General features: G+C 48.3%; 23 protein-coding genes. 18 read left to right on the top strand and 5 right to left on the bottom strand.

What is annotated here, in order from left to right; genetic code table 11:
- Positions 1-14 precede the first annotated feature (14 nt).
- From FHS17_RS24635 to FHS17_RS24605, 7 genes are all read left to right on the top strand, one after another.
- Positions 15-1403, top strand: a complete 1389-nt coding sequence (locus tag FHS17_RS24635; RefSeq protein ID WP_167281108.1) for an MATE family efflux transporter — start codon at positions 15-17, stop codon at positions 1401-1403.
- Between the two features lie 23 nt (positions 1404-1426).
- Positions 1427-2200 carry a threonine/serine exporter family protein gene (locus FHS17_RS24630; RefSeq protein ID WP_208420536.1) on the top strand — a complete coding sequence of 258 codons (774 nt, stop codon included), beginning with the start codon at positions 1427-1429 and terminating at the stop codon, positions 2198-2200.
- A gap of 18 nt (positions 2201-2218) precedes the next feature.
- Positions 2219-2659 carry a threonine/serine exporter family protein gene (locus FHS17_RS24625; protein ID WP_167281107.1) on the top strand — a complete coding sequence of 147 codons (441 nt, stop codon included), beginning with the start codon at positions 2219-2221 and terminating at the stop codon, positions 2657-2659.
- An 80-nt stretch (positions 2660-2739) separates the two neighbouring features.
- Positions 2740-3612 carry a PhzF family phenazine biosynthesis protein gene (locus tag FHS17_RS24620; protein ID WP_167281106.1) on the top strand — a complete coding sequence of 291 codons (873 nt, stop codon included), beginning with the start codon at positions 2740-2742 and terminating at the stop codon, positions 3610-3612.
- Positions 3613-3702: 90 nt separating this feature from the next.
- Positions 3703-4455, top strand: coding sequence for a hypothetical protein (locus FHS17_RS24615; RefSeq protein WP_167281105.1), 753 nt, complete (start codon positions 3703-3705; stop codon positions 4453-4455).
- Between the two features lie 119 nt (positions 4456-4574).
- Positions 4575-5327, top strand: a complete 753-nt coding sequence (locus FHS17_RS24610) for a GTP pyrophosphokinase (RefSeq protein WP_167281104.1) — start codon at positions 4575-4577, stop codon at positions 5325-5327.
- A gap of 8 nt (positions 5328-5335) precedes the next feature.
- Positions 5336-6124 carry a hypothetical protein gene (locus FHS17_RS24605; RefSeq protein WP_167281103.1) on the top strand — a complete coding sequence of 263 codons (789 nt, stop codon included), beginning with the start codon at positions 5336-5338 and terminating at the stop codon, positions 6122-6124.
- A 291-nt stretch (positions 6125-6415) separates the two neighbouring features.
- Here the strand turns inward: FHS17_RS24605 and FHS17_RS24600 are convergent, their stop codons facing one another.
- Positions 6416-7255, bottom strand: a complete 840-nt coding sequence (locus tag FHS17_RS24600) for a lipoate--protein ligase family protein (protein WP_167281102.1) — start codon at positions 7253-7255, stop codon at positions 6416-6418.
- 202 nt (positions 7256-7457) lie between these two features.
- Here FHS17_RS24600 and FHS17_RS30965 point away from each other — a divergent pair, with 202 nt between their 5' ends.
- The 5 genes from FHS17_RS30965 (at position 7458) to FHS17_RS24575 (ending at position 13750) form a co-directional block, all read left to right on the top strand.
- Positions 7458-8018, top strand: a complete 561-nt coding sequence (locus FHS17_RS30965; protein WP_208420561.1) for a CatB-related O-acetyltransferase — start codon at positions 7458-7460, stop codon at positions 8016-8018.
- A gap of 235 nt (positions 8019-8253) precedes the next feature.
- Positions 8254-8988: an ABC transporter ATP-binding protein gene (locus FHS17_RS24590; RefSeq protein WP_167281100.1), complete on the top strand. Its 735-nt coding sequence runs from the start codon at positions 8254-8256 to the stop codon at positions 8986-8988.
- Positions 8966-9988, top strand: a complete 1023-nt coding sequence (locus tag FHS17_RS24585; protein WP_167281099.1) for an efflux RND transporter periplasmic adaptor subunit — start codon at positions 8966-8968, stop codon at positions 9986-9988. The genes FHS17_RS24590 and FHS17_RS24585 overlap by 23 nt, the downstream gene beginning before the upstream one ends.
- A gap of 36 nt (positions 9989-10024) precedes the next feature.
- Positions 10025-12868, top strand: a complete 2844-nt coding sequence (locus tag FHS17_RS24580) for an FtsX-like permease family protein (RefSeq protein WP_167281098.1) — start codon at positions 10025-10027, stop codon at positions 12866-12868.
- 3 nt (positions 12869-12871) lie between these two features.
- Positions 12872-13750 (top strand): ABC transporter ATP-binding protein, encoded by an 879-nt coding sequence (locus tag FHS17_RS24575; RefSeq protein WP_167281097.1) that lies wholly within the window; start codon positions 12872-12874, stop codon positions 13748-13750.
- Here FHS17_RS24575 and FHS17_RS24570 read toward each other — a convergent pair.
- Positions 13747-16008 carry an ATP-binding protein gene (locus FHS17_RS24570; RefSeq protein ID WP_167281096.1) on the bottom strand — a complete coding sequence of 754 codons (2262 nt, stop codon included), beginning with the start codon at positions 16006-16008 and terminating at the stop codon, positions 13747-13749. The genes FHS17_RS24575 and FHS17_RS24570 overlap by 4 nt on opposite strands.
- Before the next feature lie 269 nt (positions 16009-16277).
- Here FHS17_RS24570 and FHS17_RS24565 point away from each other — a divergent pair, with 269 nt between their 5' ends.
- Positions 16278-16502: a hypothetical protein gene (locus FHS17_RS24565; RefSeq protein WP_167281095.1), complete on the top strand. Its 225-nt coding sequence runs from the start codon at positions 16278-16280 to the stop codon at positions 16500-16502.
- A gap of 46 nt (positions 16503-16548) precedes the next feature.
- Here FHS17_RS24565 and FHS17_RS24560 read toward each other — a convergent pair whose 3' ends face one another.
- Entirely contained in the window at positions 16549-17052 is a 504-nt protein-coding gene (locus FHS17_RS24560; protein WP_167281094.1) for a hypothetical protein, read from the bottom strand.
- Between the two features lie 207 nt (positions 17053-17259).
- On the opposite strand from FHS17_RS24560, the gene FHS17_RS24555 reads away from it, so the two are divergent.
- The 4 genes from FHS17_RS24555 (at position 17260) to FHS17_RS24540 (ending at position 23018) form a co-directional block, all read left to right on the top strand.
- The gene (locus FHS17_RS24555; protein WP_167281093.1) at positions 17260-17490 is read left to right on the top strand and encodes a hypothetical protein; all 231 of its coding nucleotides are present in this window, start codon (positions 17260-17262) and stop codon (positions 17488-17490) included.
- Between the two features lie 169 nt (positions 17491-17659).
- Positions 17660-18406: a type I methionyl aminopeptidase gene (map, locus tag FHS17_RS24550; RefSeq protein ID WP_167281092.1), complete on the top strand. Its 747-nt coding sequence runs from the start codon at positions 17660-17662 to the stop codon at positions 18404-18406.
- A gap of 265 nt (positions 18407-18671) precedes the next feature.
- Positions 18672-20891, top strand: a complete 2220-nt coding sequence (locus tag FHS17_RS24545) for a bifunctional 2',3'-cyclic-nucleotide 2'-phosphodiesterase/3'-nucleotidase (RefSeq protein WP_415639877.1) — start codon at positions 18672-18674, stop codon at positions 20889-20891.
- Positions 20892-21047: 156 nt separating this feature from the next.
- Positions 21048-23018, top strand: coding sequence for a GTP-binding protein (locus FHS17_RS24540; protein ID WP_167281091.1), 1971 nt, complete (start codon positions 21048-21050; stop codon positions 23016-23018).
- Position 23019: 1 nt separating this feature from the next.
- Here the strand turns inward: FHS17_RS24540 and FHS17_RS24535 are convergent, their stop codons facing one another.
- Complete coding sequence (locus FHS17_RS24535) at positions 23020-24063, bottom strand: YeiH family protein (RefSeq protein WP_167281090.1); 1044 nt, start codon at positions 24061-24063, stop codon at positions 23020-23022.
- A 130-nt stretch (positions 24064-24193) separates the two neighbouring features.
- On the opposite strand from FHS17_RS24535, the gene FHS17_RS24530 reads away from it, so the two are divergent.
- Entirely contained in the window at positions 24194-25096 is a 903-nt protein-coding gene (locus tag FHS17_RS24530; RefSeq protein WP_167281089.1) for a LysR substrate-binding domain-containing protein, read from the top strand.
- A 57-nt stretch (positions 25097-25153) separates the two neighbouring features.
- On the opposite strand, the gene FHS17_RS24525 is transcribed toward FHS17_RS24530, so the two are convergent.
- Positions 25154-25513 carry a hypothetical protein gene (locus tag FHS17_RS24525; protein WP_167281088.1) on the bottom strand — a complete coding sequence of 120 codons (360 nt, stop codon included), beginning with the start codon at positions 25511-25513 and terminating at the stop codon, positions 25154-25156.
- Positions 25514-25534 lie beyond the last annotated feature (21 nt).

Here is a 25534-nt window from a genome sequence, read left to right as displayed (position 1 = left end):
GAAGAGGTGACAGCATGACAGCCGCACAAGCGGAGAGGCCATCCAAGGAGTTTCATTTATTTTTCCTGACTTGGCCCATATTCCTGGAATTATTATTATTTATGCTAATGGGTGTTGCGGATACCTTTATGCTGAGCGCGATATCCGATAATGCGGTATCCGGCGTCGGAGCCTCTAATCAGTATTTATTTATCGCACTCCTCGTCCTCGAGGTTATTGGTAACGGTGCGTCAATTGTTGTCGCGCAGTATATCGGATCGAGACAAATGAAGGAAGCAGCCAAAATCTCGGCGCTTAGCATTACGCTTAACGTTGCGGTTGGCCTCGTAATGAGTATCGTATTTGTTGTGTTTAATGGTTTGATTCTGCAAAGCCTTAACCTGCACGGCGAGGTGCTGGAGCATGCGAAGACGTACTTATCCTTTGTTGGCGGGTTCATTTTCCTGCAGGCGCTTATTAATTCGATATCTGCTATTATTCGGGTGCATGGGTTTACGAAGGAAGCGATGTTCGTATCCCTTGGGATGAATATTGTTCATCTGATCGGCAACTATACCCTTATTTTCGGCCACTTTGGTTTTTCAGAGATGGGTGTGCACGGTGCGGCAATTTCGACGGTGATCAGCAGAGCTCTGGCACTGCTCGTCTTCTTCTGGATGATGTATCGCATTATGGAAGTTAGAGTGAAGATCCGATATTATTTCACATTATCCAAGGCCTATATTGGCAAAATATTAAGAATCGGTATTCCATCCGCTCTTGAACAGGTTATGTATCAGGGCTGCCAGATGGTATTCCTGTATTATGCGACATTCCTTGGCGAGGAATCACTTGCTGCCCGCCAGTATGCCGCGAATATTTCGATGTTTATCTATTTGATGGCCTTCTCGATTGGTTCAGGAACGTCTATTATTGTAGGCAGGATGATAGGTGCAGGGCGCCAGACGGACGCTTATCACCGGGTATGGTACAGCACAGGCTGGGCGTCTGCTTCAAGTGCCGTTATGATCGCATTTGTGATGATATTCCGCGAACCACTTATGAATATGTTTACGAACGACCCAGAGATCATTCGTCTGGGTACTCAAGTGCTGCTCTACAGCGTGATACTTGAGACTGGCCGTACGATTAACATTATTCTGGTCAACTCGCTTCGTGCGTCTGGAGATGCGAAATACCCACTATGGGTGGGTATGGTATCGATGGTGGGCATGAGCCTGCCGCTTGGTTACTTGTTTGTATTCAAGCTCGATATGGGTCTTCCAGGTATATGGCTGGCTATCGCAGCCGATGAATGGCTTCGTGCCTTTGCGATGTTCTTCCGTTGGAAGAGCCGGGCATGGGAGAAGCATGCACTCATCAAGCATGTTCAGAAGAAGGACAGTCTGACGACTGCAACGTAAGATTTGTAGAGGAGTGTATGGCCATGACTTCCACTGTGATGGAGCAGCCTCTTAATTCCTATCATTTGATTGCACAGACTTGTTTGCTTGCGGGCAAAATTATATTGCAAAACGGCGGCGAGACGTACCGAGTGGAGGATACCATGGTGCGGATCGCCGCCTCTTATGGTATTGCGGATGCGCAGAGCTATGTGACGCCTACCGGCATTTTGTTTGCAATGGATGCCTCCGTACCAACAACGAGGCTGATTCGGATCTCGGAGCGCTCCATCAATTTGCGCAAGGTGTCGCTTGTGAATGATATTTCGCGGCGAATTAGCGGGGGACAGCTGGATGTGAGTGAAGCTCACCGGCTGCTGACGGAAATTGATGAGTTACCCTTTGCCTACCCAGTCTGGCTTCAGGTGCTGGTCGCTGCTCTTGCCAGCGGCTGCTTCCTGATTATGTTCGGCGGCCAGTGGCATGATTTTATGGCGGCTGTTCTTGCCGGTGGATTGGGCTTCGGAAGTGTGGTGGTGCTGCACCGGCTTGTGCCAGCTAAGCTGTTTGCTGAGTTCGCAGCGTCCTTGCTGCTTGGCGGGTTGACTATTCTGCTGGTGAAGAGCGGGCTGGCCCTTGATTTGGACACGGTTATTATTGCTTCCGTTATGCCTCTTGTGCCAGGGCTGCATATTACGAATGCTGTACGGGATTTGATGGCGGGGCATCTCGTATCGGGCTTGTCCAAAGGGGTAGAAGCATTTCTGACCGCCTTTGCGATTGGTGCTGGTATCGCAGCTGCGTTATCATTTTATTAAGGTGAAGGAGGGACAAGCATGTCGTGGGGATGGATCGAACAAGCTATCATGAGCTTTATCTCAGCGGCGGCCTTTGGCCTTATCTTTAATGCACCCCGGCAGATGCTGCCCCAATGCGGCATTGTTGGGATGGTCGGCTGGCTGCTATATATGTCCTGTACGGAGATGGGACTGGAAGCCATCCCGTCCACACTTATCGCCGTCATCGTCGTGGCGATTATCAGCCAGCTCTTTGCGAAGCTGTACAAGACCCCGATTATCGTGTTCAGCGTAGCGGGTATTATCCCGCTTGTACCGGGCGGAATCGCTTATGATGCGATGCGCAAGGTCGTGGAGAACGAGTATGATATTGCGGTTCAGCTTGGCGTCAAAGCGTTTATGATCTCCGGAACGATCGCCATTGGTCTTGTTCTCTCCGAGGTCGTGAACCAGACGATTCGCCGACTGGAGCGCTTGTAGGGCAGCAATACATAAGGACGTACCCGGGTGGAAGAATCGAGGCGTTCTTTTTATCTTTTATAAGCGGGGAGAGAGTCGTTATGTTGTTTTATATGGTCGATGTTTTTGCTGAGCAGAAGTATCGGGGAAATCAGCTTGCTGTGCTGCTGCCTGATCGCGAGATCTCAAATTCAGAAATGCAGCAGATTGCAAAAGAATTTCATTTCTCCGAGATTACCTTTATTATGTCGGATAAAAAGACGGATGGAGGATATGATGTACGGATCTTTACCCCTGATGTAGAAATTCCGTTTGCAGGTCATCCGTCACTAGGCACGGCCTATGTCATCCGGCATGTATTTGAGAAGGGGAATAATGATCCTGTTCTCTTGAATCTTGGGGTGGGGCAGATCCCAGTGACCTTCTCACCGGGAGAAGAGCAGGTATTATGGATGACTCAGAAGCAGCCGGAATTTGGTGATGTCATTAAACCATCGCTTATCGCAGAAGTTTTACAGATCAGTGCTGAGGATATCGACACGAGCTTCCCCATTCAAGTGGTTTCAACAGGTCTGCCTGCGGTTATTGTTCCTGTGAGAACTCTTGAGGCTGCCCAGCGCTGCGCTATTCATCATCAGAAGTTTGAGCGGTTTCTCAAGGAAGCAGCAGACGCTAATATTCTTGTGGTTACGCAAGAGACACTTCATGAGACGAATGATCTGCACGTCCGGGTTTTCGTCAATGACACCGGGTATTACGAAGATCCTGCAACGGGTAGTGCTAATGGTAATCTGGCGGGCTATCTGCTGACGCACAAGGTTTTTAACAAGAGCCAAATCCAGCTTCGGGTCGAGCAAGGTTACTCCATTGGACGAGATTCCTTGCTGCTCATTGATGCTGCAGAAAACAACGGGGAATTTGAGATTAGAATCGGCGGCAAAGTGTTCTTAGTTGCCAAAGGTGAGTGGCTGTAGCCTAATTCTAATTTTTGGAAAGGGATTTTTAATTACATAAAGAATCTACATAGTATCAGTTCGATATGAACGGGATCAGTGGAGGCGTTTATGAATAAAAGAAAATCCATACTTCTTTCTATTGCTGTAGCAGGCTGTGTATTTTTTCTTGTCTCATATTTTGGGGAAGATCAAAAGACACTCTCCAGTGATGAGATCATACAAGCTGTAAAAAATGATTGTTATTCCTGGTGTGAGGATAATGAGGATCTTGAAATGATGATTACCGGAAGAGATGAGAGAAATCACATCATCGTAGGTATCGTAAATAAACTTACTCATTCTCCTGATGCAGGGTTTCATGTAAATCCTCGAACTGGAGAGATTACAAGGAAATTTATACTTAATGGAGAATATCAGGCCATTGAGGATGGGATCAAGGAGTCTGCAAGTTTGATTAAAGATGTCACATTTTCTAAAGTGGATGGTAACGATTCTGGAACATCAAAAATTCTCGGAATCGCTTATCAATCCGAAGAGATAGCAAGATATCGGGGGAGCCTGATTACATTATTTGGTGAACCCAATAATGGGTCAACAAACTCCGAGCAAGTTTTTACCTATATCATTAAAGCACAGAGAAGCGACGGAAGCAGTTGGATTTTGACTGCATATGAGGGTCAGTCGGGATTTGCAATTGGAGGAACAAAGGATATAGCGTTATCCACCGAGATGGCCTACCTTTTAAAACAAAAACTCGATGCAACGGTACCGTCTGATTTTGATGAAAAAGATATCACCTCACCTGATACTGGGGAAGTCTACTCTTATGGCTGTAAGAATGGTGAGTGTTACGCGAATTAATGGAGGGTGGGGGAAGCGGGAGGCACAAAAATTGCGATTGCTGGTGCGTGGACGGTATACTTATAGGTGAGTATACGACGGGCCGCTAAAAATTTGCGCCGCCTGCAGGAGGTAAGAACATGAATTTGCTCAGCAACACATCACAATTCCACCAACTGAAACAAATGATCACGCGGTTTATGATGACTTATAAATTTGCATTAGACGAGATGGAGACGAAGATTGAAATTCTGAAAGAGGAATTTCAGATGCTTCATGATTACAACCCAATCGAGCATACGAAATCCCGGTTGAAGTCGCCGGAAAGTATAATGAATAAGCTGATGCGCAAAAACCTGGATATTTCGATGCCTAGTATTAAAGAGAATATCCGAGACATCGCAGGACTTCGTATTACATGCTCGTTTATCTCGGACATCTATCTCATTCGGGATATGCTCAAGGGTCAATCCGACCTGAAGATTCTTGAGATGAAGGATTACATCAAGAATCCGAAACCAAACGGCTATCAGAGCATGCATATGCTGATCGAGGTTCCTGTCTTTTTGTCCGACCGTGTAGAGCAGGTTTGTATTGAAGTACAAATCCGGACGATAGCGATGGATTTCTGGGCGAGCTTGGAGCATAAAATTTTCTACAAATACAACGAGGCTGTGCCGGATCGACTTGTGCAGGAGCTGAAGGCTGCCGCAGACTCAGTAACGGCTCTGGACCGCCAGATGGAACGGCTGCAGCAGGAGATGAGCGAAATCAAGGAAGGGAATTTGCAGGAGGCCGAGGAACAGTTCAGGCTCTTGCAAATTGACGACCAAAAGTTTCCCATTCCGTTAGCACTGCTCGAGATGATCGGTGATAAGTCGGGAACAGACTAGGAGAATAAATGTTGAAGCTGGCATTAAATACTTATCCATTCCGTTTAGAGCTGGGATATGAGCTAGGCTTTGGGCCAGAGGCCTATGAAAAGATGGCGAAAGTTATTCAAGCCTTTCATGAACCATCGATGGACATTCTTTTCTCCTATACGAATTGGGACAGGGATAAAGATCCGCATAAGGATGATCTCATTCAGGATTCTGCTCTAAATTTTCATGCGGATATCATTGATGATCGGGATCAGAAGATTAGTCAAAAAGTAAAGGAAGTGCTGCTACAGCATTATGCTCCCGAGCGTGATCCGAAGGGCAATCAGTCTGTAATGGATCAGCTATTAGCTTACTTTAGACAGGTTCCTATAGAGGAATTAAATGAAGAGCTGCTGCAGAAGATTGGGTATGTTGTATACGAAGAGCAGGGGAATTACACGCTGGAGGATCAGGATCCAACGACACAGGCTTTCGTGAATAGCCGATTGGTGGCTGCCAATTCGGCCTGGCTGCTGCCTTATGAACGCCCAGTTTATTTGAAAAACATCTTGTGGTATCGGGCAAATACACAAGAAGAGATCGTGAAGTCATTCGAGTTGACTGACTGGTGGTTTACCTGTGCATTAGTTAATCCTGATACACAAGTGGAGGATTACCGTTACTTCCTTAACTTTACCGAAGAGCATGAGGAAGAGTGCGACGGTATGGTGCTCACTATTTCCACTCCTAATCCGCAATCATTCAAGGATTCGGTTATTCCAAAGCTCGTAGAGCTTCTTGGAGAAGAGCTTGAAATTGTGGAGTGAGACAGGGCTAACGAATCTACATCACGCTATTTGCCCAATATGGGTAGGTTTAGAATTGTAACGAATCCTCATCACGTTATTCACTGGATAAGCTGCTCATATTACCATCAAATAGACAAATAGCGATACGAGGATTCGTTAGCTTTGTGAAGCAGCTGTTTTTAGTCGAATAAGCATCTCAGGGTTCGTTAGCGTGGTAAAAAGTAAAGGCTGTCTCCCAAGTCATCAAGATGACGAGGGAACAGCCTTCACTCCTGCAGAGCATCTCCTTACGTGAGATGCTCTCTTTTCTTATATCGCATAACGATTATGCAAAGTCTCTGTCATCTCGCGGATTTGCTCGGCGGAAGGCAGGATGAGGCTGGTTTCGGCAGTGATACCAGCACTACGTTTGGCATCCGCAATCACTTGCTTCACGGCATCCGCGAAGACATGTGCCGCCTCCGAGCCAAGCCCAGCGAGCTCCTCGAGGCTTGCCATACTATTTTCCACAACGAGTGGGTAAAGTTCTGGATCAGCGCCTGCAGCTGCCTGATTATAGAACGAGCGGACAAGGCGGGCGCGCTCCGCCCCTGAGCCTTCCGCTACAATAAACGCTTGGACAACAATGGCCTGCGCTTGCCGCCGCTGAGCGATACCACAAAATTTATATCCTCCGATGCTCAAATCGAAGTCGCCTGGGCAGTATGCACCAGTGATCTCGCCCTTGTCCACCGACTTGCCGGATCCTTGCAGGGCTAATCGAATCAGCTCATACATCTGCTCGAAGTTGTTATGAAAGTGGAAATCCATTGCATTACTCTTTGGCAAAATGAGTGACAGATTAACGACGCCTGTATCAAGCGGCACAGCTGCTCCGCCGGAATTACGGACCGCAGTTGCCCAGCCTGCTGTCTCGAGCAGGTTACGGGCAGCCCCTGCACCTGGCAAACGGCTGTCGCGCAGCCCCATGATGAAAGCGCGCGGGTGGCGCCACACATGGCAGACAGCTGGTCCACCACGTCCCGTGCTTCTGCATAGCAGCTCGTCCAAGGCAAATGCATACAAGGGGTCTTCTTCCGAGAAGTCATTCATCCGATCCAGCAGGATAAGACTTCGCTCCCCAAGCTGCTCTATTGCACTCCATTTCATGGCTGTTCACCTTCCTCTCTATTTCAGCTCTAATACTCCAATCATACTAATCCCATCCCGTCGTGACAAGGCATGCGAGCTGCAGCCATATATCCGCCGCTGCCTGCCGGGTATAGCCTGTACGGAACGAACATTCTATGAATATACTGCTCATGAAGCCAGATATGATGACATCTCGGAGAGTGATGAAATAGTGAGCAACATGAAATATATATTAGATATGCTGCCACCTCGCCAGGTTAACAATAAATTGTTTATCGGCCCCTATACGATGGGCACGCCTATCGTATTGTCGTGGACGGAAAATACGATTGCGACAATCGGCAGGTTTTGTTCCGTGTCGAACACGGCAACGATTTTTTTGGGAGGCAACCATCATTACGAGTGGGTGTCGACGTTCCCTTTTACCGCTTATATGACGCAGCACTTTACGGAGGGAGCCAAGACCAACGGCAATGTTACGATCGGTAATGATGTCTGGATCGGGCATTACGCAACGATCTTGTCCGGGGTAACCATTGGTCATGGGGCCATTGTAGGGACACATGCGCTGGTGACGAAGGATGTTCCTCCGTATGCGATTGTTGGCGGTAACCCTGCGCGCATTATCAAGTACCGGTTTCCGCCTGATGTTATTGAGAGACTGATGCTAGTGAAGTGGTGGGATTGGGAGACCCATCAGATTGAAGTGGCCGTTCCGCTTCTGCAACAGGAGAATCTGAAGCCTTTCTTCCGTTATTGCACGAGGCTTGGGAAGGGATAGTTTGGGAAAGAGCAGCCTTAGGTCAATGTCATTAAGATAGAAACTTAACTTAATGACATTGACCCGGGGTATGCTCTTTTTTACGTCTTATATGGTCATTGCTATAAACCCTATAAAAATGGCATTTACACCCTCTGTAAGTTCCTGTAAAATCCAAGGCGACGACGAATTTTGACAGCGGTTACATCATAGACGAATATCAACAGTTCCAAAGAAAGAAGAGGGGTTGAGCAAAATGACAGATTCTCCCCAGTACGCTAGGGAATATGAGCCGTTCACAGCAGAGCAGACCTTGCTCCAAGTAGAGGGTTTGAAGCGTACATTTGGCCGCGGTACCGGCGCTGCAGTTGTGCTGCAGGGCGTTAATCTATCAATTGCGCGGGGGCGGCTTGTCGCCTTGAAGGGACGTTCGGGCTCTGGTAAAACAACACTTCTGAATTTACTAGGGGCACTCGACTTACCGACAGAAGGGACCGTGAACTTTGACGGCCAGGTATTAAGCGGGCTGTCAGACAAAGCACGTGGAGATATTCGCAGAACGCAGATGGGGCTGATATTCCAATCCTTTGCGTTATTTCCGCTCATGTCCGCTTATGAGAACGTGGAGTTTGCGATGCGGATTGCGGGTGTACCTGCTTCCGCTAGGAAGGAAGCGGCTTTGCAAGCACTCGACTATGTCGGGCTTAAGCCGCGGATGCATCACCGTCCGTTCGAGATGTCCGGCGGCGAGCAGCAGCGTACAGCAATTGCCCGGGCAATTGCTCATAAGCCAAAGCTGCTGCTTGCAGATGAGCCAACTGCGGAGCTTGACAGCCGGACAGGACTACATATTTTAAGTGTGCTGCGTAATTTGGTACGGGAAGAGGGAATGACAATCGTCATGACGACACATGACCCGGCCATTATGGAAATTGTGGATGAAGTCTATGAATTGGAGGATGGGACCATTGTTGAAGCTGCGAAACTATAGTTTGGCGATGTCACTGCTTGTTAGCTTGTCCTTACTTGCTGGATGCTCACTTATTCCTAACGAGGAGGAACCGCTTAAGCCGCCGCTGGTGAAGCCTGCGGAGCAGAATTACTCAACGGATGAAGTGAAGATGGGAGATATCCGCCGTGAAGTAAGAGGGTCCGGTATCTTCGAATCGACGAACAGCGAGCTCGCTCAGTTCAAATCCCAAGGCGGCAGGCTGAATAAGCTGTATGTTTCGTCCGGGGATGAAGTGAAAAAGGGCGATCTGCTTGCTGAACTGGTTGTTGATGGACTTGATGTACAACTGCTGGAGCAGAAGCTGGGGGTAGAGCGCGCCAGCTATGCGGTGAAACAGGCCAAGCAGGGCGGCAGCGAAGAGGAAAGGCATATGGCCGAGCTGCAGCTGGAGATTGAGAAGCTGAAGCTTGCGAAGCTGGAGCAGACCGATGAGCAGAGTAAGCTGCGGGCAACCATGAACGGTCAGGTTGTCTTTGTAGAAGAGCTTGCAGAGGGTGATTTTGTTCAGCCCTATCAGACGCTTGTAAGAGTAGCTGATCCAACGAAGCTGCGATTTGCTTACCGTTCTTCCGATGCAGGCAGTATTGGTGAAGTAGATGTAGGAATGAGTGCTGTTATTACAGCAGGTAATGATTATGAGTCGACCGGTAAAGTCGTACAGACCCCTGCATCGGCTCCTGTGACGACTGATGCAGATTTGAAATCAAGATATGCCAGCACCTTATATGCGACAGTGGACAAACTCCCCGAGGGAGTGGAGATTGGTTCGAGCGCGAATGTATCTATTGTATTAGTAGAGCATAAGAACGCCGTTCTTATACCAAAAAGTGGACTGCGCTCGTATCTGGGACGTACGTTCGTCCGGGTACTTGAGGGGAAAGCATTACGGGAAGTCGATGTCGAGGTTGGCATTCAATCATCGACAGAAGTGGAAATTTTACGCGGGCTGAAGGAAGGCCAAACGATCGTTCTGAACTAATTCAATTTATATTTTTTGCAGAGTGGAGGCTTACCCGTGGCTTTATTGTCCATGATTGTGCGTAAAATGACGCAAAACAAATGGCTGGAGCTCAGCTTGCTGATCGGACTTGTCATTACGGTTGGCTTGGTCTCCAGCATTCCGACTTATACCGAAGCCATTCTGTCCCGTATGCTGGTGAAGGAGCTGGAAAACTCGAAGCTAAGCTCCTACCCGGGCACGATGAATATGAGATTTACTTATATCGGGGTCAATAATGCAGAGCAACGTATCAAGCAGATGCAGACGAATGAGCGGTTTATGAATAATAAAGTGCTTCCGCTCTATCCGGTTGCCCTGCTCGAGAAAACAATGGATATGACGACTTCCTCTTTTGACCTAAGTTCTGAGCTTCCACCTCCGCCGGATGAGAAGAAGAAAGTGTACCGGACCAGTCTGGTTGCCGTGAATGGGCTGGAGGAGCATATTAAGCTGATTGACGGACGGATGCCGGCAAACGAGCCTGTGGATGGGGTCTATGAGGTGCTTGTTACGGAAAAAGGATTAAACAACCTGCATACCGTACTGGATTCCACGTTTGTTTTTGAAGATCTGAATAAAACCGCTGTCCGCGTGAAGCCGGTTGGTGTCATCACGAAGAAGGAAGATGATGATCTCTTCTTCCTATCACCGGATTTGGGGTCGTTTACCAACTCCCTTGTGCTGAACAGCGACGTGCTTCAGAAGGAATTTATCCAGACGCATCGCCTTCTTGTGAATTCGAATGCCTGGCATATCGTGCCGAAGTATGAGGACTTTGAGCTTAACAATATTGATCAGTATTTACAGGCTGCTGCGCTGTTGAAGGCACAAGTAAAATCAAGCTATCATTACACGCTTGAAGCGCAATATGTGGATGTCATTGAGCGATACTTCAAGAGCTCGGAAAATTTACGCATTCTGATGTGGTCGCTTAACGTGCCAGTGCTGGCTATGCTTGGCTTATATGTCTTTATGGTATCGAATCTAATCACGAATCGGCAAAAGAATGAGATCGCTGTTCTGCGGAGCCGTGGAGCTGCCCGATGGCAAATCATGCTCTCTTATTTGGTGGAATATGTCCTTCTTGGCGCAATAGCTGTTGCTGCGGGACCTCCGCTTGGGTTGTTCCTGACGAAGGTGCTTGGTTCCTCAAATGGATTCATGTCCTTCGTTCAACGTTCCGGGGTCCGCGTCCATCTGAATAGTGAAGTATACCTCTATGCAGCAGCTGCAGCGGTTATTGCCCTGATCGTTATGCTTGTACCGGTTATCTTCGCGACAAGAACAACGATTGTTGGTCATAAGCAGCAAATGGCTAGAATGCAGCAAACGCCGTTTTGGCATAAGCTGTTCCTTGATGTTATTGCCCTTGCTGTTTCTTTGTACGGCCTTCGAGTATTCCGTGAACGGATGAAGACGCTGCAAACCCTTGGGCTCGATAATGAAGCGCTGCATATTGATCCATTGCAATTTGCGGTGCCTGCTTTATTTATTCTTGGTGCGGGTATGCTGCTTCTGCGTGTTTATCCTTATTTCTTAAGACTAGTCTACTGGATCGGACGCAAATGGTGGCCGCCTTCCATGTACGCGACACTTATTCAGGTTGGACGCTCGAGCGCAGGCTACCAGTTCTTAATGGTGTTCCTGATGATGACGATTGCAACGGGGATGTTCAGTGCGAGCGCCGCTCGTACGATCAACCATAATGCGGATGACCGTATTCGTTATGCGAATGGTGCGGACGTTGTGCTTCAGGCCAATTGGCCGAACGATAAGCCGCCTGAGGTACCGGGAGGAGCACCGCAGCAAGGTGCAGGTGTAACGCTCACTGCTCCGGTCATTCATTACTCAGAACCGCCGTTTGATCCATACACCAAGCTGGCAGGTGTAGAGAGTACGGCAAAAGTATATATTCGTAATGATGCCTCATACAGCACGGAAAAAGGTTCCGGCGAGGTGAAGCTCATGGGGATCGACTCCGATGAATTCGGAGAGACGTCCTGGTTCCGTGATGACCTGCTTGATTATCCGTATTATGATTATTTGAACTTAATGGCAGCCGCGCAGAACGCGGTGCTGATCTCGAAGACGCTGGCAGATCAGGAGGAACTGAAGCCCGGAGATACGATCTGGGTCGGGTGGGAAAATATCGACATGCAGCCATTTGTTGTTTATGGCATTGTTGATTATTTCCCTGGCTTTAATCCGAACCCTCGGGATGCTGAGGCACCAGCGCCGAAGCTTATTGTGGCCAGCCGCTTACAAATTCAGACCTATCTGTCTCTGGAGCCTTATCAGGTGTGGTTGAAGATGAAGCCAGGTGCGAGCATCAATTCACTGTACCGGGATATTGAAGATAAGAATCTAGGAATAGTAGATATCAAAGATACAAGGAGCGAGCTGAATACCGCGAAGTCGGATCCGTTCCTGATGGCCGTCAACGGGACATTAACCCTTGGTTTTATTATTTCGCTTGTGATTAGCTTTGCGGGCTTCCTGCTCTACTGGACGCTAATTCTTCGTGGCAGAATGCTGCAGAACGGCATTATGCGGGCGATGGGTTTATCGCTTCGTCAATTGATCGGGATGCTTACGGTTGAGCAGGCTCTTACATCCGGAGCAGCGATTGTGATCGGATTGGTGACGGGGCTTACGACGAGCCGGCTGTTTGTTCCTTTATTCCAGAATGCCTTTGATGCACAGAAGCTGGTGCCGCCGTTCCGCGTCATGGTGGATCCAATCGATTCGATTCGCATTTATATCTTTGTAGGATCGACCATTCTAATCGGGCTCATAATTCTTGGCTATATGCTCTCGCGTCTCAAAATTCATCAGGCGATTAAGCTGGGGGAGGATTAACCGTTGATACAATGCGAAGGATTGGTCAAAATCTACAAGGCAAACGAGCTGGAAGTATTCGCGCTGCAAGGGCTTGACCTCCATGTGGAGGCTGGTGAGCTGATGGCGATTATCGGCAACAGCGGCAGCGGTAAATCCACCCTGCTTAATATGCTGGGCGGGCTCGACCGCCCGACAGCAGGCAGCCTGTATGTGGATGGCAAGGATCTGATGAAGTTTAAGGAAAAGGACTTTGTCAGGTACAAAAGGGAGAGTGTAGGATTCGTCTGGCAAAATAACGCCCGGAACCTAATTCCTTATCTTACGGCTCAGCAAAATGTGGAGCTGCCGATTCTGCTGAACGGCCGCCGCAAGCAGCAGCGGGCACGGGAACTGCTGGAGGCGGTGGGTCTCTCCCACCGCGCTCATCATAAGCTGCAGCAGCTGTCCGGAGGAGAGCAGCAGCGGGTAGCTATTGCTATTGCACTGGCTAATCATCCACGCTTACTGCTTGCCGACGAACCAACCGGTTCGGTTGATACGAAGATGGCCGCTCAAATATTGGAGTTGTTCCGTAAGCTGAACCGGGAGCTTGGCCTTACGGTCGTAATCGTAACGCATGACCCGGAACTCGCCCGCAAGGTTGATCGAGTCGTATCTATTCGGGATGGCAAGATCTCTTCCGAGATGCTGCGCCGCAAATCCTATCTGGAGGAGCTGGCAGAGCTGACGGAAGGCGAGAGCGAGAAGGAATCCCATGTAGAATATGCGGTATTAGACAAAGCAGGCCGTCTCCAAGTGCCTGCAGGCTATTTGGAAGCGGCCGGATTTAAGGATCATCGTAAAGCGAGGGTGGAGATCGAGAACGGCAGAATTATGCTGTCTCCTCCTGAAGAAGGCTAATGAAGCGGGATACGAATTTCAACACAAGTCCCTGAGCCAAGCTTACTGCTGTACTGAATGTTTCCTTTATGATGCTGAATAATTTGTTGACTAATCATCAAGCCGAGGCCATTGCCCTCGGCTTTTCTTGTGAAGAAAGGCTCGCCGAGACGGGCCAGATCATCCTCAGGAATCCCAATTCCTTGATCGGTTATCCGAATGAGGATCATATTTTCCGTTTCACGGACCAGCTCGAGGGATAATTCTCCTCCGTCAGGCATCGCTTCCATACCGTTCTTCATCACATTGACGAGCACCTGCTTAAGCTGATTGGATTCGCATCTCAGCGGAGGAACGCCAGGTTCCAGGCAGGTCTTCATTTGAATGTTGTGAATATTCGCTTCCGAATCGAGCAGTACGACGATCTCATTCATAATCGTGTACAGATCAACTTCCTTATAACGATCGGCCTGCGGCTTTGCAAAGACGAGAAACTCACTGACAATCAGGTTAATGCGGTCAAGCTCAGAGAGCATAATATTCAAGTAAGACTTGTCCAGCTTGCCGTCCTTCTGAAGCAGCTGAACGAAGCCGCGCAGTGTAGTAAGCGGGTTGCGAACCTCGTGGGCTACGCCCGCTGCAAGCTGCCCGACAACCGACAGCTTCTCGGAACGTCGCAAATATTCTTCGGTCCGTTTGCGCTCGGCAATATCACGGATAATGGATGCATAGGCAATGATTTGGCCTTGTTCATCACGGATACCTGACAACGTTATACTGACTTCAACAGGTAAGAAACATTTATCATACAGTACGATTTCGTAATCTGTAACTTGTCCCCCATTCAAGATCATGTTGCCTTTTTCTATCAGATCCAGTAGAAGCTCTGGTGTGAACATCTTCAGTTTTTGACCAAAGGCCTCCTCTTGCGTCCAACCGAACATAGACTCGAAAGCTTTATTGCTATCTATGGTTCTGCCTTCAAGGTCCACCACATGAATGGCATCAGAGGTGTTATTGACGAACGATTCCAGATATTGCTTCGTATGGCGGAGCTCCTTGGCTGTTGCAGTGAGCTGCGTCTGATAGTTATGCAAATTATGACTCATTGCATTGACCTGCGAAGCGAGTTTGCCAAATTCATTATTGCTTTCAATCAGAATCTGTTCCCCGAAATTACCCCGTGAAATGTCATTCACCCGGTTGAGAATGAGCTGCAGCGTTCGTATCATAAATCCTGCAACAAATGAGCTGGCCGCAAGGGTTACAATGATTAACCCAAGTGAGATTAATGCCTGGATCAGAAGCTGATGGAACAGCGGCTTACTTATAGCGTCATAATCAAAGTTTACGACGATAATGGACTTGCTGGCGCCGGACATCGGGATAAAGCTTTTCATTACCTTATGATCATGAATCTTTGACTTGATGGTGATAATCTCTCCGGTCTGATCAGCCTTCATGAGATTCGTGTAATCATGCTCGTCTACATAGTTGTAATACCCGAATATGATGCTTTGGTCATCTAGTTTAAACGGAGGAATCGTTTCATTTAAGGCAATAACCTGAGGGTCATGATAAAAGGCAGGATCAAAACCGGAGAGCTCCAGAATAGACGGATCATCTTCGATAATTTGCTGCGCAATAGCATCGCTGCTCTTCAAGTTCTCGAGATCAAAGAAAGCACCAGCATGAACAATCGGATTAATAATATAGTTGCTCTTGTCATCGTAATAGAAGCCAAGCTTGTTCACATCATTAAGATCGGACGGGATGATCGTTATTGGAGGTGACCAGAAATGATTCAGCTTCTGACCTTGAGGGATGATGACCTGGCGTAAATCAAACAGCTGACTAAAAGCGGTATACCAGTATCCCAGCGCTTTCGAGCTTGCTCCAATAACTTTGGGATTGGATGACTTCTGTACGGTAATGTCATTACCCGCCTTCGCCCATAACGTGATGTGATCAACGCCAAGCTCCTGGCTCAATTGTACGAGCTGTTCTGCACTTATTTTATTAATATCGGGATCAAGCTTCGCTTGTGCTTCTATAGCTGCAATTCGGATTTTATCTCCAAGGGAATCTTCAATAAGCTGCTTCGATTTCTGCGCGGAATCTAGTGTCTCGCCAATCTGCTTAGCAATGCCGATCATTTGCTGCTCAGCATCCTTCTTGAGCTGAGATGAGGTCGTGAAGTAATAAATCGATAGATTTAAACTTAAAATGACAATAACGGTCATTGATATGAACCATGCAAGCTTGGTCTTGATAGACAAAACGGTATTCCTCCTGAGAGTTTTGCTCAGCTATAGTAGTTTTTTTAATACGGAATCTAGTATATCGCAGTTAGGTAAGCAGGAACATAGCGGATTGTGTCGAATGAATCGACATTATCTTAAATACTCAAAAGAATGGAAGAGTATGTGATGCGAGCGTATATATGGTATTCGTTATCGCGCAAAGAAAGCTCGACCAACAGCTGTTTGTCTATTCCAAAAATAGTCAATCTTCAGAAGTGTATTTGGGCCAGCTTGTTGACGCTTAAATGGTCGAAATCGGGCCAATTGGCGATGTTTCCTATATGAAGGAAATGACGGTAAGCAATGAACAGTTATTCGGCAGGCCGGTAGTGCTCGTTAGTGGATTATGCATACAGAATGGAAGGGGACCGCATCGAATTCACGAAATTGAAGCGGGATGGACAGCTGATCGAATCGAGCGGTATCGCTATAGTTCAGATGGCAATACACTGCTGCCGGAAGGCAGGTAGAACAAAGGAGCAGGCTTCGCCATGAAGCTGCTCCTTTATTGCTTATTTAGTGCTCTCTGCGGCGAATGACCAGTGCTGCACCACCAAGAATGATCAATGCAATTGCAAGGAATGGACGGAACGTTTCCACATGATTGAGGAACGAACCAAGCGAGAATACGGCGAAGAAAAGCAGACCGAGGACAACAAGAATATTAATTGGAATTAGGAGCCATTTGTTCCGATTGCCGAACCAATAGAACTCGAATAGACCAGCTGCCACCGCGATAATATAACCTGGCCACATGTACACCCAGTTATCAAACAACATGGCGATCTGAGAAGTTATGCCTGCAACCAGCAGGATACCGCCGGGGATCAGGACACCAATACCTTTTCGACCCGTTACAGAAAAATACAGCCAGTGGAAAAATAATCCTAAAGGGATAATAAATAAGCTTGGCCAGAAGTACCCAAATAGGTTGCCTGGACCGAAGGTAGTTCCTTTATTCAACAGTAAGTATGCACCAAGTAGAATTAAAACAGGACCAAAAATGGACCTTTTATTCATTGCGCTCATCTCCTTTAGGTACAGCATATCATGGCAATTTTGAGAAGTCCTCATTCTATAGGTCACAACTGGAACCCGACTAAAGTCCAGTGTTGTAAAAAATAAGTCGTTTTAGTCATAATCTCTCTATTTCCGACATTTTACACCTCTTGTTAAGTTCTATGAAAGCGCTACAATTAGGATATAAGTTAATAGGAGGTGAGCAAGATGAGCCAAGAAGAAGAGGTAGTTCAAGCTGCGGAAGAATCCGTAGAAGAAGTGGCAGCAGCAGAAGAAGCTGCTGAAGAAATTGCTGAAGAAGTTGTAGCAGCTGCTGAAGAAGAAGCAGTTGAGGCGGCTGAAGAAGAAGCGGCGGTAGCTGAGGAAGAGGCTGCTGTTTCTGATGAAGAAGAGGTTGATGCTGAAGAAGCATCCTCTGACGAAGCAGAAGAACAATGATTACGGTCATTTTACAAATAAACGTTTAACCAAGTAATCCCCTTCGCATGCGAAGGGGATTATTTTATTTTAAGGGATTTATACGTTATAGCAGGAAGAGATAGTATTTGCATGTAAGCTTGTCGCTTTGGTATGCTCATTATTACAACCATAAGAGGGAGAAGCATACATGATTATAATTAAAACTGAGGCGGAAATTAACCGCATGCATGAAGCCGGCAAAATTTTAGCCGAAATCCATAGACAAATTGCCAAGCTGATTGCACCTGGCATTACGACCCATGAAATTGATCAATTTGCTGAGAAGCTTATGAAGCAATATGGAGCAACACCTGAGCAAAAAGGCTATAAAGGGTATCAATTCGCAACCTGTGCATCGATAAACGATGTAATCTGCCACGGATTTCCGAAGAAAGAGAAGCTGAAAGACGGGGACATCGTAACGATTGATATGGTCGTTAACTTAAACGGCTGGCTTGCGGATTCCGCATGGTCCTATGCCGTTGGTAATGTCTCGGAAGAAGCGGATCGTCTGCTGCGGGTAACGAAAGAATCCATGTACAAGGGTATTGAGCAAGCGGTTGCCGGTAACCGAATCGGCGATGTATCCCATGCGATTCAGGCTTATGCCGAAGCGGAAGGCTTCTCGGTTGTTCGTGACTTTATCGGCCATGGTATTGGCCAGGAGATGCATGAGGATCCGCAGGTGCCGCATTACGGCCCGCCAAGCAAAGGCCCGCGTATCAAGGAAGGTATGGTCTTCACCATCGAGCCTATGCTCAATGTAGGTACCTACCAAATGAAGATTGATTCGGACGGCTGGACTGCACGCACGAGAGACGGCAAGCTGTCTGCGCAGTATGAGCATACCATTGCGATTACAGCGAATGGCCCGATCATTTTGACGGAACAATAAGAGTGAATAAGGGGATGTTCGTCTGGACGGTTCACACTGCCCATGCGGAAATCCCTTTTTTCGTGTTTTATTTTACATCTGTTCAACACCTTCTCTGAACGAAAGAAAACCTTACATAATCAGTAATAAATTTACAAAACTATTGCGTGACAATTCAGAATTCTTCCCCTAAAATGAGGAAAATGATGCCGCCTTCTTCCAATCGTTACATAACTATGTAAGGTGAGTATCGACAAATAGGGATAGAGAGGGAGGATTTTGTTTGTTGAAATTAAGAAAGAAAACATGGAAACGGACACTTGCAACAGTGGTTACGGCTGGATTAACCGTTATGCCTTTTTCTGCGATTGCGTCTGCCGCAGGAGACGGGGCAACGGTGCAGCTTCGGATATTGGAGACGACAGACCTGCATGTGAACATCGTCAACTATGATTATTTTGCGGACAAGCCTACGGATGAGTACGGTTTTGCCAAGACAGCAACGCTGATCAAGCAGGCGCGGGAAGAGGCGGCGAACAGCCTCTTATTCGACAATGGTGACTTGATTCAAGGCAATCCACTGGGTGACTATGTTGCGACGGTAGATCCGCTGAAGCAAGGGGAGACCCATCCGGTCTATAAGGCGCTTAATCTGCTGGATTATGATGCGGGCAATATCGGGAACCATGAGTTTAACTATGGACTCGATTTTTTGAAAAACTCGCTCGCCGGTGCTGATTTCCCTTATGTAAATGCCAATGTGTATGTCGATGACGGTGATAAAGATGAAACGAACGATAAGAACTTATTTACTCCTTATCTTATTCTCGACAAAGAAGTGAAGGACGAAAGCGGCGCGGTCCATAAGCTGAAGGTAGGAGTAATTGGCTTCGTACCGCCGCAGATCCTGCAGTGGGACAAAGCGAAGCTTGAAGGTAAGGTTATTACAAAAGATATCGTGAAGACGGCCGAGAAATATGTGCCGGAGATGAAGGCAAAAGGAGCCGACATTATTGTCGCTATCCCGCATTCCGGCTTTGAGGATATTGCTCAGACGGGGCTGATGGAGAACTCGGTGCTCTATTTGAGCAAAGTGAAAGATATTAATGCCATCCTGTTCGGACATGCCCATAAGATATTCCCGGACAAATCATTCGCGGGTAAGTCAGGCGTTGATCTGGAGAAGGGTACTATTAACGGAGTGCCAGCAGTGGAGCCAGGCTTCTGGGGCAATAACCTCGGGATTATTGATCTGACCCTGCAGTTGACTGATGGCAAATGGTCCGTGGCGAATTCGAAGACGGCTATAAAGCCAATCTATGACACCGTGAATAAAAAGCCGCTTGTGGATGCAGATCAAGAAGTACTGGATGCGGTAGCGGAAGATCATCAGCATACGCTTGATTATGTGAGAGGTCCGGTAGGGACAACAACAGCACCAATCAACAGCTTCTTCGCGCTGGTGCAGGATGATCCATCTATTCAGATTGTGACGAATGCACAGAAATGGTATGTGGAGCAGAAGCTGCAAGGCACCGAATTTGAAGGCATTCCGGTCTTGTCGGCAGGTGCACCATTCAAGGCTGGCGGACGTCAAGGTCCGGGCTACTACACAAACATTCCTACAGGCAGCATTGCCATTAAGAACGTAGCCGACCTTTACCTGTATTCGAATACGGTTAATGCCGTGCTCGTAACGGGTGCAGAGCTGAAGGAATGGCTGGAGTGGTCGGCAGGACAATTTAACACAATTGACCCGGCAGGCACGGAGAAACAGGAACTGATCAACTATGACTTCCCAACGTATAACTTTGACGTTATCGATGGCGTAACGTATCAAATTGATGTATCGAAGCCTGCCAAATACACAGGTACCGGTGATGTGCTGAATGCGGGCTCCAGCCGGATCGTAAATCTGAAATTTGCAGGGAAACCAATTGATCCAGCTCAAAAGTTTGTTGTGGCATCGAACAACTATCGTGCATCATCAAGCAAATTTGCGAATCCGGACGGCAAACGAATCATACTGGCTTCCCCGGATGAGAACCGCCAGGTCATCATCGACTACATTCGTTCGTTCAAGACGATCGACCCTGCAGCCGATGGCAACTGGTCGCTTGCGCCAATCAACGATAAGGTGAATGTATCCTACAAGACATCGCCAGACGCGAAGAGTGCAGCGGAAGCCGTCAAGTCGCTTGCTTATGTAGGGGCTACGGCAGATGGTTATGCAGAGTTTAAACTGAACTTTGCCGCACCAGCGACGACCGAACCGGAACCGCCAGCGAAGCCAGATCCAAGACCACCGGTGAAGCCAGATCCTAAGCCGGAACCTAAGCCGGAGGCTCCAGCAGATATTGCCTACATCGTGAAGAAGGGCGATACACTATGGGCGATCGCGAACAAATACGGTACGACTTGGCAGAAGCTTGCGAAATATAACAAGCTGAAAAATCCGAATCGGATTTATGTCGGTCAAAAGATTCTAATTCCAGCAAGTAAATAAAGACTAGGCAATAGGATGATTCCTGACATGATCAGGAGTCATCCTTTTTGCATGGGCTGTTTTTTGTTAGGATTGACGCTTTCCTCAGGCAGGTTTACGCTAGTCGTAAGAACAGGCTGCCGGGCAGCGGCAGCAAGAATAGGAGAATCAAAACCGATGACGGGCAAGAGCGGCGCCAAACGGCGTAATGTAGGTATCTTCGCGCATGTGGATGCGGGGAAAACAACAACAACGGAGCATATGCTGTTTGCGAGTGGTAGAACACGTGCGCTGGGCAGTGTAGATGCAGGGACGACGCTTACGGATTGGCTGGATGTCGAGAGGGAGCGCGGTATTTCTGTACGTGCGGCAACGACGTCTTTTGTATGGCAGGATACGGATATTAATCTGGTAGATACGCCTGGGCATGTCGATTTCTTGTCAGAGGTAGAGCGTTCGCTGCGTGTTATGGATGGTGCCGTGCTTATTATTTCAGCGGTTGAAGGCGTGCAGGCACAGACAGAGATGATCTGGAGCGCACTGCACAAGCTCCGTATTCCAACGATTATTTATATCAATAAAATGGACCGGATCGGGGCCGACCGTGAGTTGGTGCTGCGTGATGTTCGCAGCTATCTGTCGCCGGATCTTATAGAGGTACAACAGCCGCTTGGTAACGAGCAGCAATTCATGGGCTCTGTGGATTTATGGGGACAGGAAGCTGATGAAGCAGCCTCAACCGCTTTAGTAGAAGTGGTTGCGGAACGTGATGAAGAGCTGCTCCAGCGTTATATCAGCGGTGAAACGGAAGATTGGAAGAACCATGCTGCTGACATGACGAAGCGTGCGGAGCTTTTTCCCGTGTTATATGGCGCTTCGGGTAAGGGGATTGGAGTAACCGAGCTGATGGACGCCATCATCGATTACTTGCCTGAGCCTGGTGGTGAAGCAAGTGCGCCGTTGTCAGGCATTGTATTTAAAATCGAGCGGGATAAGTCGATGGGCAGGATGGCATATGTCCGGTTGTACGAAGGAACGATGCGCAACCGTGACGTCATAAGGAACTATACGCAGAATATGGAAGAAAAGGTTACACAAATCCGCAAGGTCGAAGGCAGCCGCTCGGAGGATCTTGGCGTGCTGGAAGCGGGCGATATTGCCGCTGTATGCGGGATGTCGCATGTACGGATCGGCGATATTATCGGTGTTCCTGATGCTGTGCCGGAGGAAGTGCGGCTTGCTGTGCCGCTGCTTACTGTGCAGGCCCATTGGGCGGATCAGCAGCAATACCCGGCTATGGTTCGAGCTCTTCAAGAGCTGTCCGATGAGGATCCACTGCTGGATGTACAGTGGCTTCAGGAGGAGCGGGAGCTGCATGTGAAGGTGATGGGTCCGATTCAGCTTGAGATTCTGACGAGTGTGATGGAGAACCGGTATGGTCTGCAGGTTCAATTCGGACAACCGTCTGTTATTTATAAAGAGACGCCTAGCCAGCCGGGGGAAGGTTATGTTGCGTACTTAATGCCGAAGCCTTGCTGGGCGATATTACGGTTCCGTATTGAGCCTGGGGAACGTGGAAGCGGCTTGCAATATGAAGCATTCGTTCGTTCAGAGGAACTGCTCCCGCAATATCAGAACGAGGTAGCTAGACGTGTGCCAGAAGCGTTGCAGCAGGGGCTGAGGGGCTGGGAGGTCGTTGATCTGAAGGTAACGCTGATCGAAGGCCAGCATCATGTATGGCATACGCATCCGCTGGATTTTGCCGTGGCCACGCCAATGGGGATTATGAATGGACTTGATTCGGTGGGGACGAAGCTGCTGGAACCGGTGCTGCAGTTCCGGATTGTTGTACCGGAGGAGAACGGCGGGCGCGTCATGAATGATCTTGTCTTGATGCGCGGTACATTTGATGCGCCAACGCTTCAGGGCGACCGACTGATTATTGAAGGACGTGTGCCTGCAGCTACTTCGCTTGAATACCCGATAGAGCTGAATTCTCTGACAAAGGGACGGGGAACGATCGCTACCTTTTTCGCCGGTTATGAAGAATGTCCGCCGGATGTAACGGCAGAACGTACGCGGCGCGGAGTGAATCCGCTCGACCAATCCAAATATATATTAAGCGTACGCAAAGCGCTGCAAGGATAACTTAGTAGACATACTGGATAAGAAGCATTGTTAAGGCAGATAGCAGAACCGTTGTGATAGCCATTGCGGCCAGTGGTCTCAGAGCTTTGGTGAACAAGGTGCGGAGATCTACGTGAAGGCCAAGGCCTACCATCGCCATCGCAAGCAGGAAGGCCGGAGCCTGTTGTAGTATCGCCATCACATGGTTTGGTATCTCTAATGCTGTGCCAGGTGTCACGCTTCCGAATACACTCATTAGGACAAACCCGATAAGGAACCAAGGGAAGGCAACGGGTGTTCCGGAGGTGATGTGGCCTCGGCGCTTCATGATCAAGAGCAGGATAAAGCTTACAGGAACCAATAACAGCACGCGGCTAAGCTTTGCCAAGAGACCTGTCTCTATGGCATCTGGACCAGCAGCACTTGCCGCAAGCGGAACATGTGCAATCTCATGCAGAGTTAGGCCGCTCCATACGCCGTATTGGGCATCTGTGAGGGGCAGTACAGGAAGGAGAACGGTATATCCGATGGCCGCTATCGTGCCAATCAGGGCAATCAGCCCGGCTCCAGCGGCTGTATCTTCTTCTTTTGCTTTCAAGATTGGGGTAACAGCGGCAATAGCCGCCGCCCCGCAAATGCCGGTGCCAATCCCCAGCAGGAGGGACAGTGAGGTATCGGCCTTTAGTCTGCGGGCAACCAGCAGTGTACATCCGATGGCGAACACGACCGTTACGGCTCCTTGCAGCAGAAGCATAGGCCCTTGATGGAGTAACGTACCGAAATTGAGTTTAAGGCCACATAATATTATCGCAAGACGAAGCAGTTGTTTGGAAGCGAATTGTATACCCGCTCGAAATCGCTCCGGGTAACCGAAGAATTGGCGCGCAATGACTGTTCCGACTAAAGCAATCGCCATCTGACCGATATGATCAAGGCCAGGCAGCCGGGCCAGCTCATAGGCTGCGAAAGCGATGGCAACGGTGAACATCAGGCCGCATAACCACTCGAGCTTTGGAGTATGGCGTTTATTTTTAGGAGTGAGGATATATTGGACTAGCGTGCTCATTTGTCATCACCTCGAAGATTATTGTGATTGCTGATGAGCTAAGCTTACTTGACTCCTTATAATAAGGAAAATAAATAGTTATAATAATTATAATAACGAAAAGCTTATGATTGAGTTGAGGTGAAAGGCAGTGGATCAATCCTTGCTTGTCTTTATGACGGTTGCGGAGAAGCATAATTTCACTCGTGCCGCGGAGGTGCTTCATATGACCCAGCCAGCGGTGAGTCAGCACATTCAAGCACTAGAGAGCAGTATCGGCACAAAGCTGCTGGATCGCAGCAATAAATATGTCCGCCTGAATAAAGCGGGGGAGATCGTTTATCAGCATGGTAAGGAGATCGGAGGGCTGTATAAGCGCATGCACCGGCTTGTTGATGATTTGATGCATACAGCAAGCGGCTCGTTGTCCATCGGAGCGAGCTATACGTTTGGCGAATATGTGCTGCCGCATACGATTGCGTATTTGCAGAAGCATTACCCCCTTATTAAGCCAACCATTACAATTGGCAATACGAAGGAAATCAGTACGCTGGTTGCTGAAGGACGGCTGGATATCGGTATTGTTGAAGGGGAGCTTGAGCATGAGTATGAGAAGCTGCATGCGGAGTCTTTTGCCAAGGATCAGATGTATGTCGTCGCGGCTTCCTCGCATCCTTTTGGAGCGATTGATGATATTGATGCCGCCAGCTTACAGCAGGAGACATGGATTGTCCGGGAAGAGGGATCGGGTACACGTGAGGTGACGGAACGGATGTTTTTGGAGCAAGGCATTCAGCCGTCTAACCGCATGGAATTTGGCAGTACGCAGATTATTAAAGAATCGGTAGAGGCTGGTCTTGGTATCTCGCTGCTCTCGCATTGGGCGGTGAGAAAAGAGATTGCGCTTGGCACCATATCCAAGCTGACAGTTGGCGGCAGGCCGGTTGAGCGCGACTTCTCGCTGCTCACTGGACTCCATCAGCAGCAGACGAAGGCGACGGAGCTGTTTATCGATATTTTAAGAATGCGGAAGGGCCTGCCGGAGCAGGCGTGATTGCGATTAACACCAAAAAACGGCGTGCCACTCAGTGTGGGACGCCGTTTTGATTATTTAATCCGTATTTTTGAAAGTATGAGATTTACTCAGTGATTCGAGAGTAGACTTCGTCACTCTGCCGGTCTCAGGATAAGAGCCCTTCGTATCTCCTGCATGAACGATGGTCTCTCTTGAAGCTGCGGTGTTAATGGCAATTGCCTCAAGAAGCTCGAGCGCTCTATTAATGGCTAGAAAAATGACGCCTGCCGAAATTCCTGAAACCAGCCAAGTAATGGCAACATTCCACCGGAACGAGCCGTCATAGTAATTGTCCAGAGCGGCAAGTACAGGATCGTCTGAATTCCCAGCAATAACTGCTCCTATTATGCCTCCAAGGATGGACAACCAGCCTAATAATTTAAGTACTTGGTTCAAAGGCTTCTCACCTCCAAGTAT

The sequence above is a fragment of the Paenibacillus lupini genome (genome assembly GCF_011761355.1).
Taxonomy (GTDB): Bacteria; Bacillota; Bacilli; order Paenibacillales; family Paenibacillaceae; genus Pristimantibacillus; species Pristimantibacillus lupini.
The sequence above is the reverse complement of the archived record's forward strand: the minus strand, read 5'-3'. Positions and strand labels throughout refer to the sequence as shown.

Coding starts and splice junctions, on each gene's coding strand:
- FHS17_RS24555 (WP_167281093.1), top strand. CDS start 17,260: ATGAGCCAAGAAGAAGAGGTAGTTCAAGCTGCGGAAGAATCCGTAGAA.
- FHS17_RS24635 (WP_167281108.1), top strand. CDS start 15: ATGACAGCCGCACAAGCGGAGAGGCCATCCAAGGAGTTTCATTTATTT.
- FHS17_RS24620 (WP_167281106.1), top strand. CDS start 2,740: ATGTTGTTTTATATGGTCGATGTTTTTGCTGAGCAGAAGTATCGGGGA.
- FHS17_RS24600 (WP_167281102.1), bottom strand. CDS start 7,255: ATGAAATGGAGTGCAATAGAGCAGCTTGGGGAGCGAAGTCTTATCCTG.
- FHS17_RS24565 (WP_167281095.1), top strand. CDS start 16,278: ATGGTCGAAATCGGGCCAATTGGCGATGTTTCCTATATGAAGGAAATG.
- FHS17_RS24590 (WP_167281100.1), top strand. CDS start 8,254: ATGACAGATTCTCCCCAGTACGCTAGGGAATATGAGCCGTTCACAGCA.
- FHS17_RS24625 (WP_167281107.1), top strand. CDS start 2,219: ATGTCGTGGGGATGGATCGAACAAGCTATCATGAGCTTTATCTCAGCG.
- FHS17_RS24610 (WP_167281104.1), top strand. CDS start 4,575: ATGAATTTGCTCAGCAACACATCACAATTCCACCAACTGAAACAAATG.
- FHS17_RS24540 (WP_167281091.1), top strand. CDS start 21,048: ATGACGGGCAAGAGCGGCGCCAAACGGCGTAATGTAGGTATCTTCGCG.
- FHS17_RS24535 (WP_167281090.1), bottom strand. CDS start 24,063: ATGAGCACGCTAGTCCAATATATCCTCACTCCTAAAAATAAACGCCAT.
- FHS17_RS30965 (WP_208420561.1), top strand. CDS start 7,458: ATGAAATATATATTAGATATGCTGCCACCTCGCCAGGTTAACAATAAA.
- FHS17_RS24605 (WP_167281103.1), top strand. CDS start 5,336: ATGTTGAAGCTGGCATTAAATACTTATCCATTCCGTTTAGAGCTGGGA.
- FHS17_RS24630 (WP_208420536.1), top strand. CDS start 1,427: ATGACTTCCACTGTGATGGAGCAGCCTCTTAATTCCTATCATTTGATT.
- FHS17_RS24560 (WP_167281094.1), bottom strand. CDS start 17,052: ATGAATAAAAGGTCCATTTTTGGTCCTGTTTTAATTCTACTTGGTGCA.
- map (WP_167281092.1), top strand. CDS start 17,660: ATGATTATAATTAAAACTGAGGCGGAAATTAACCGCATGCATGAAGCC.
- FHS17_RS24615 (WP_167281105.1), top strand. CDS start 3,703: ATGAATAAAAGAAAATCCATACTTCTTTCTATTGCTGTAGCAGGCTGT.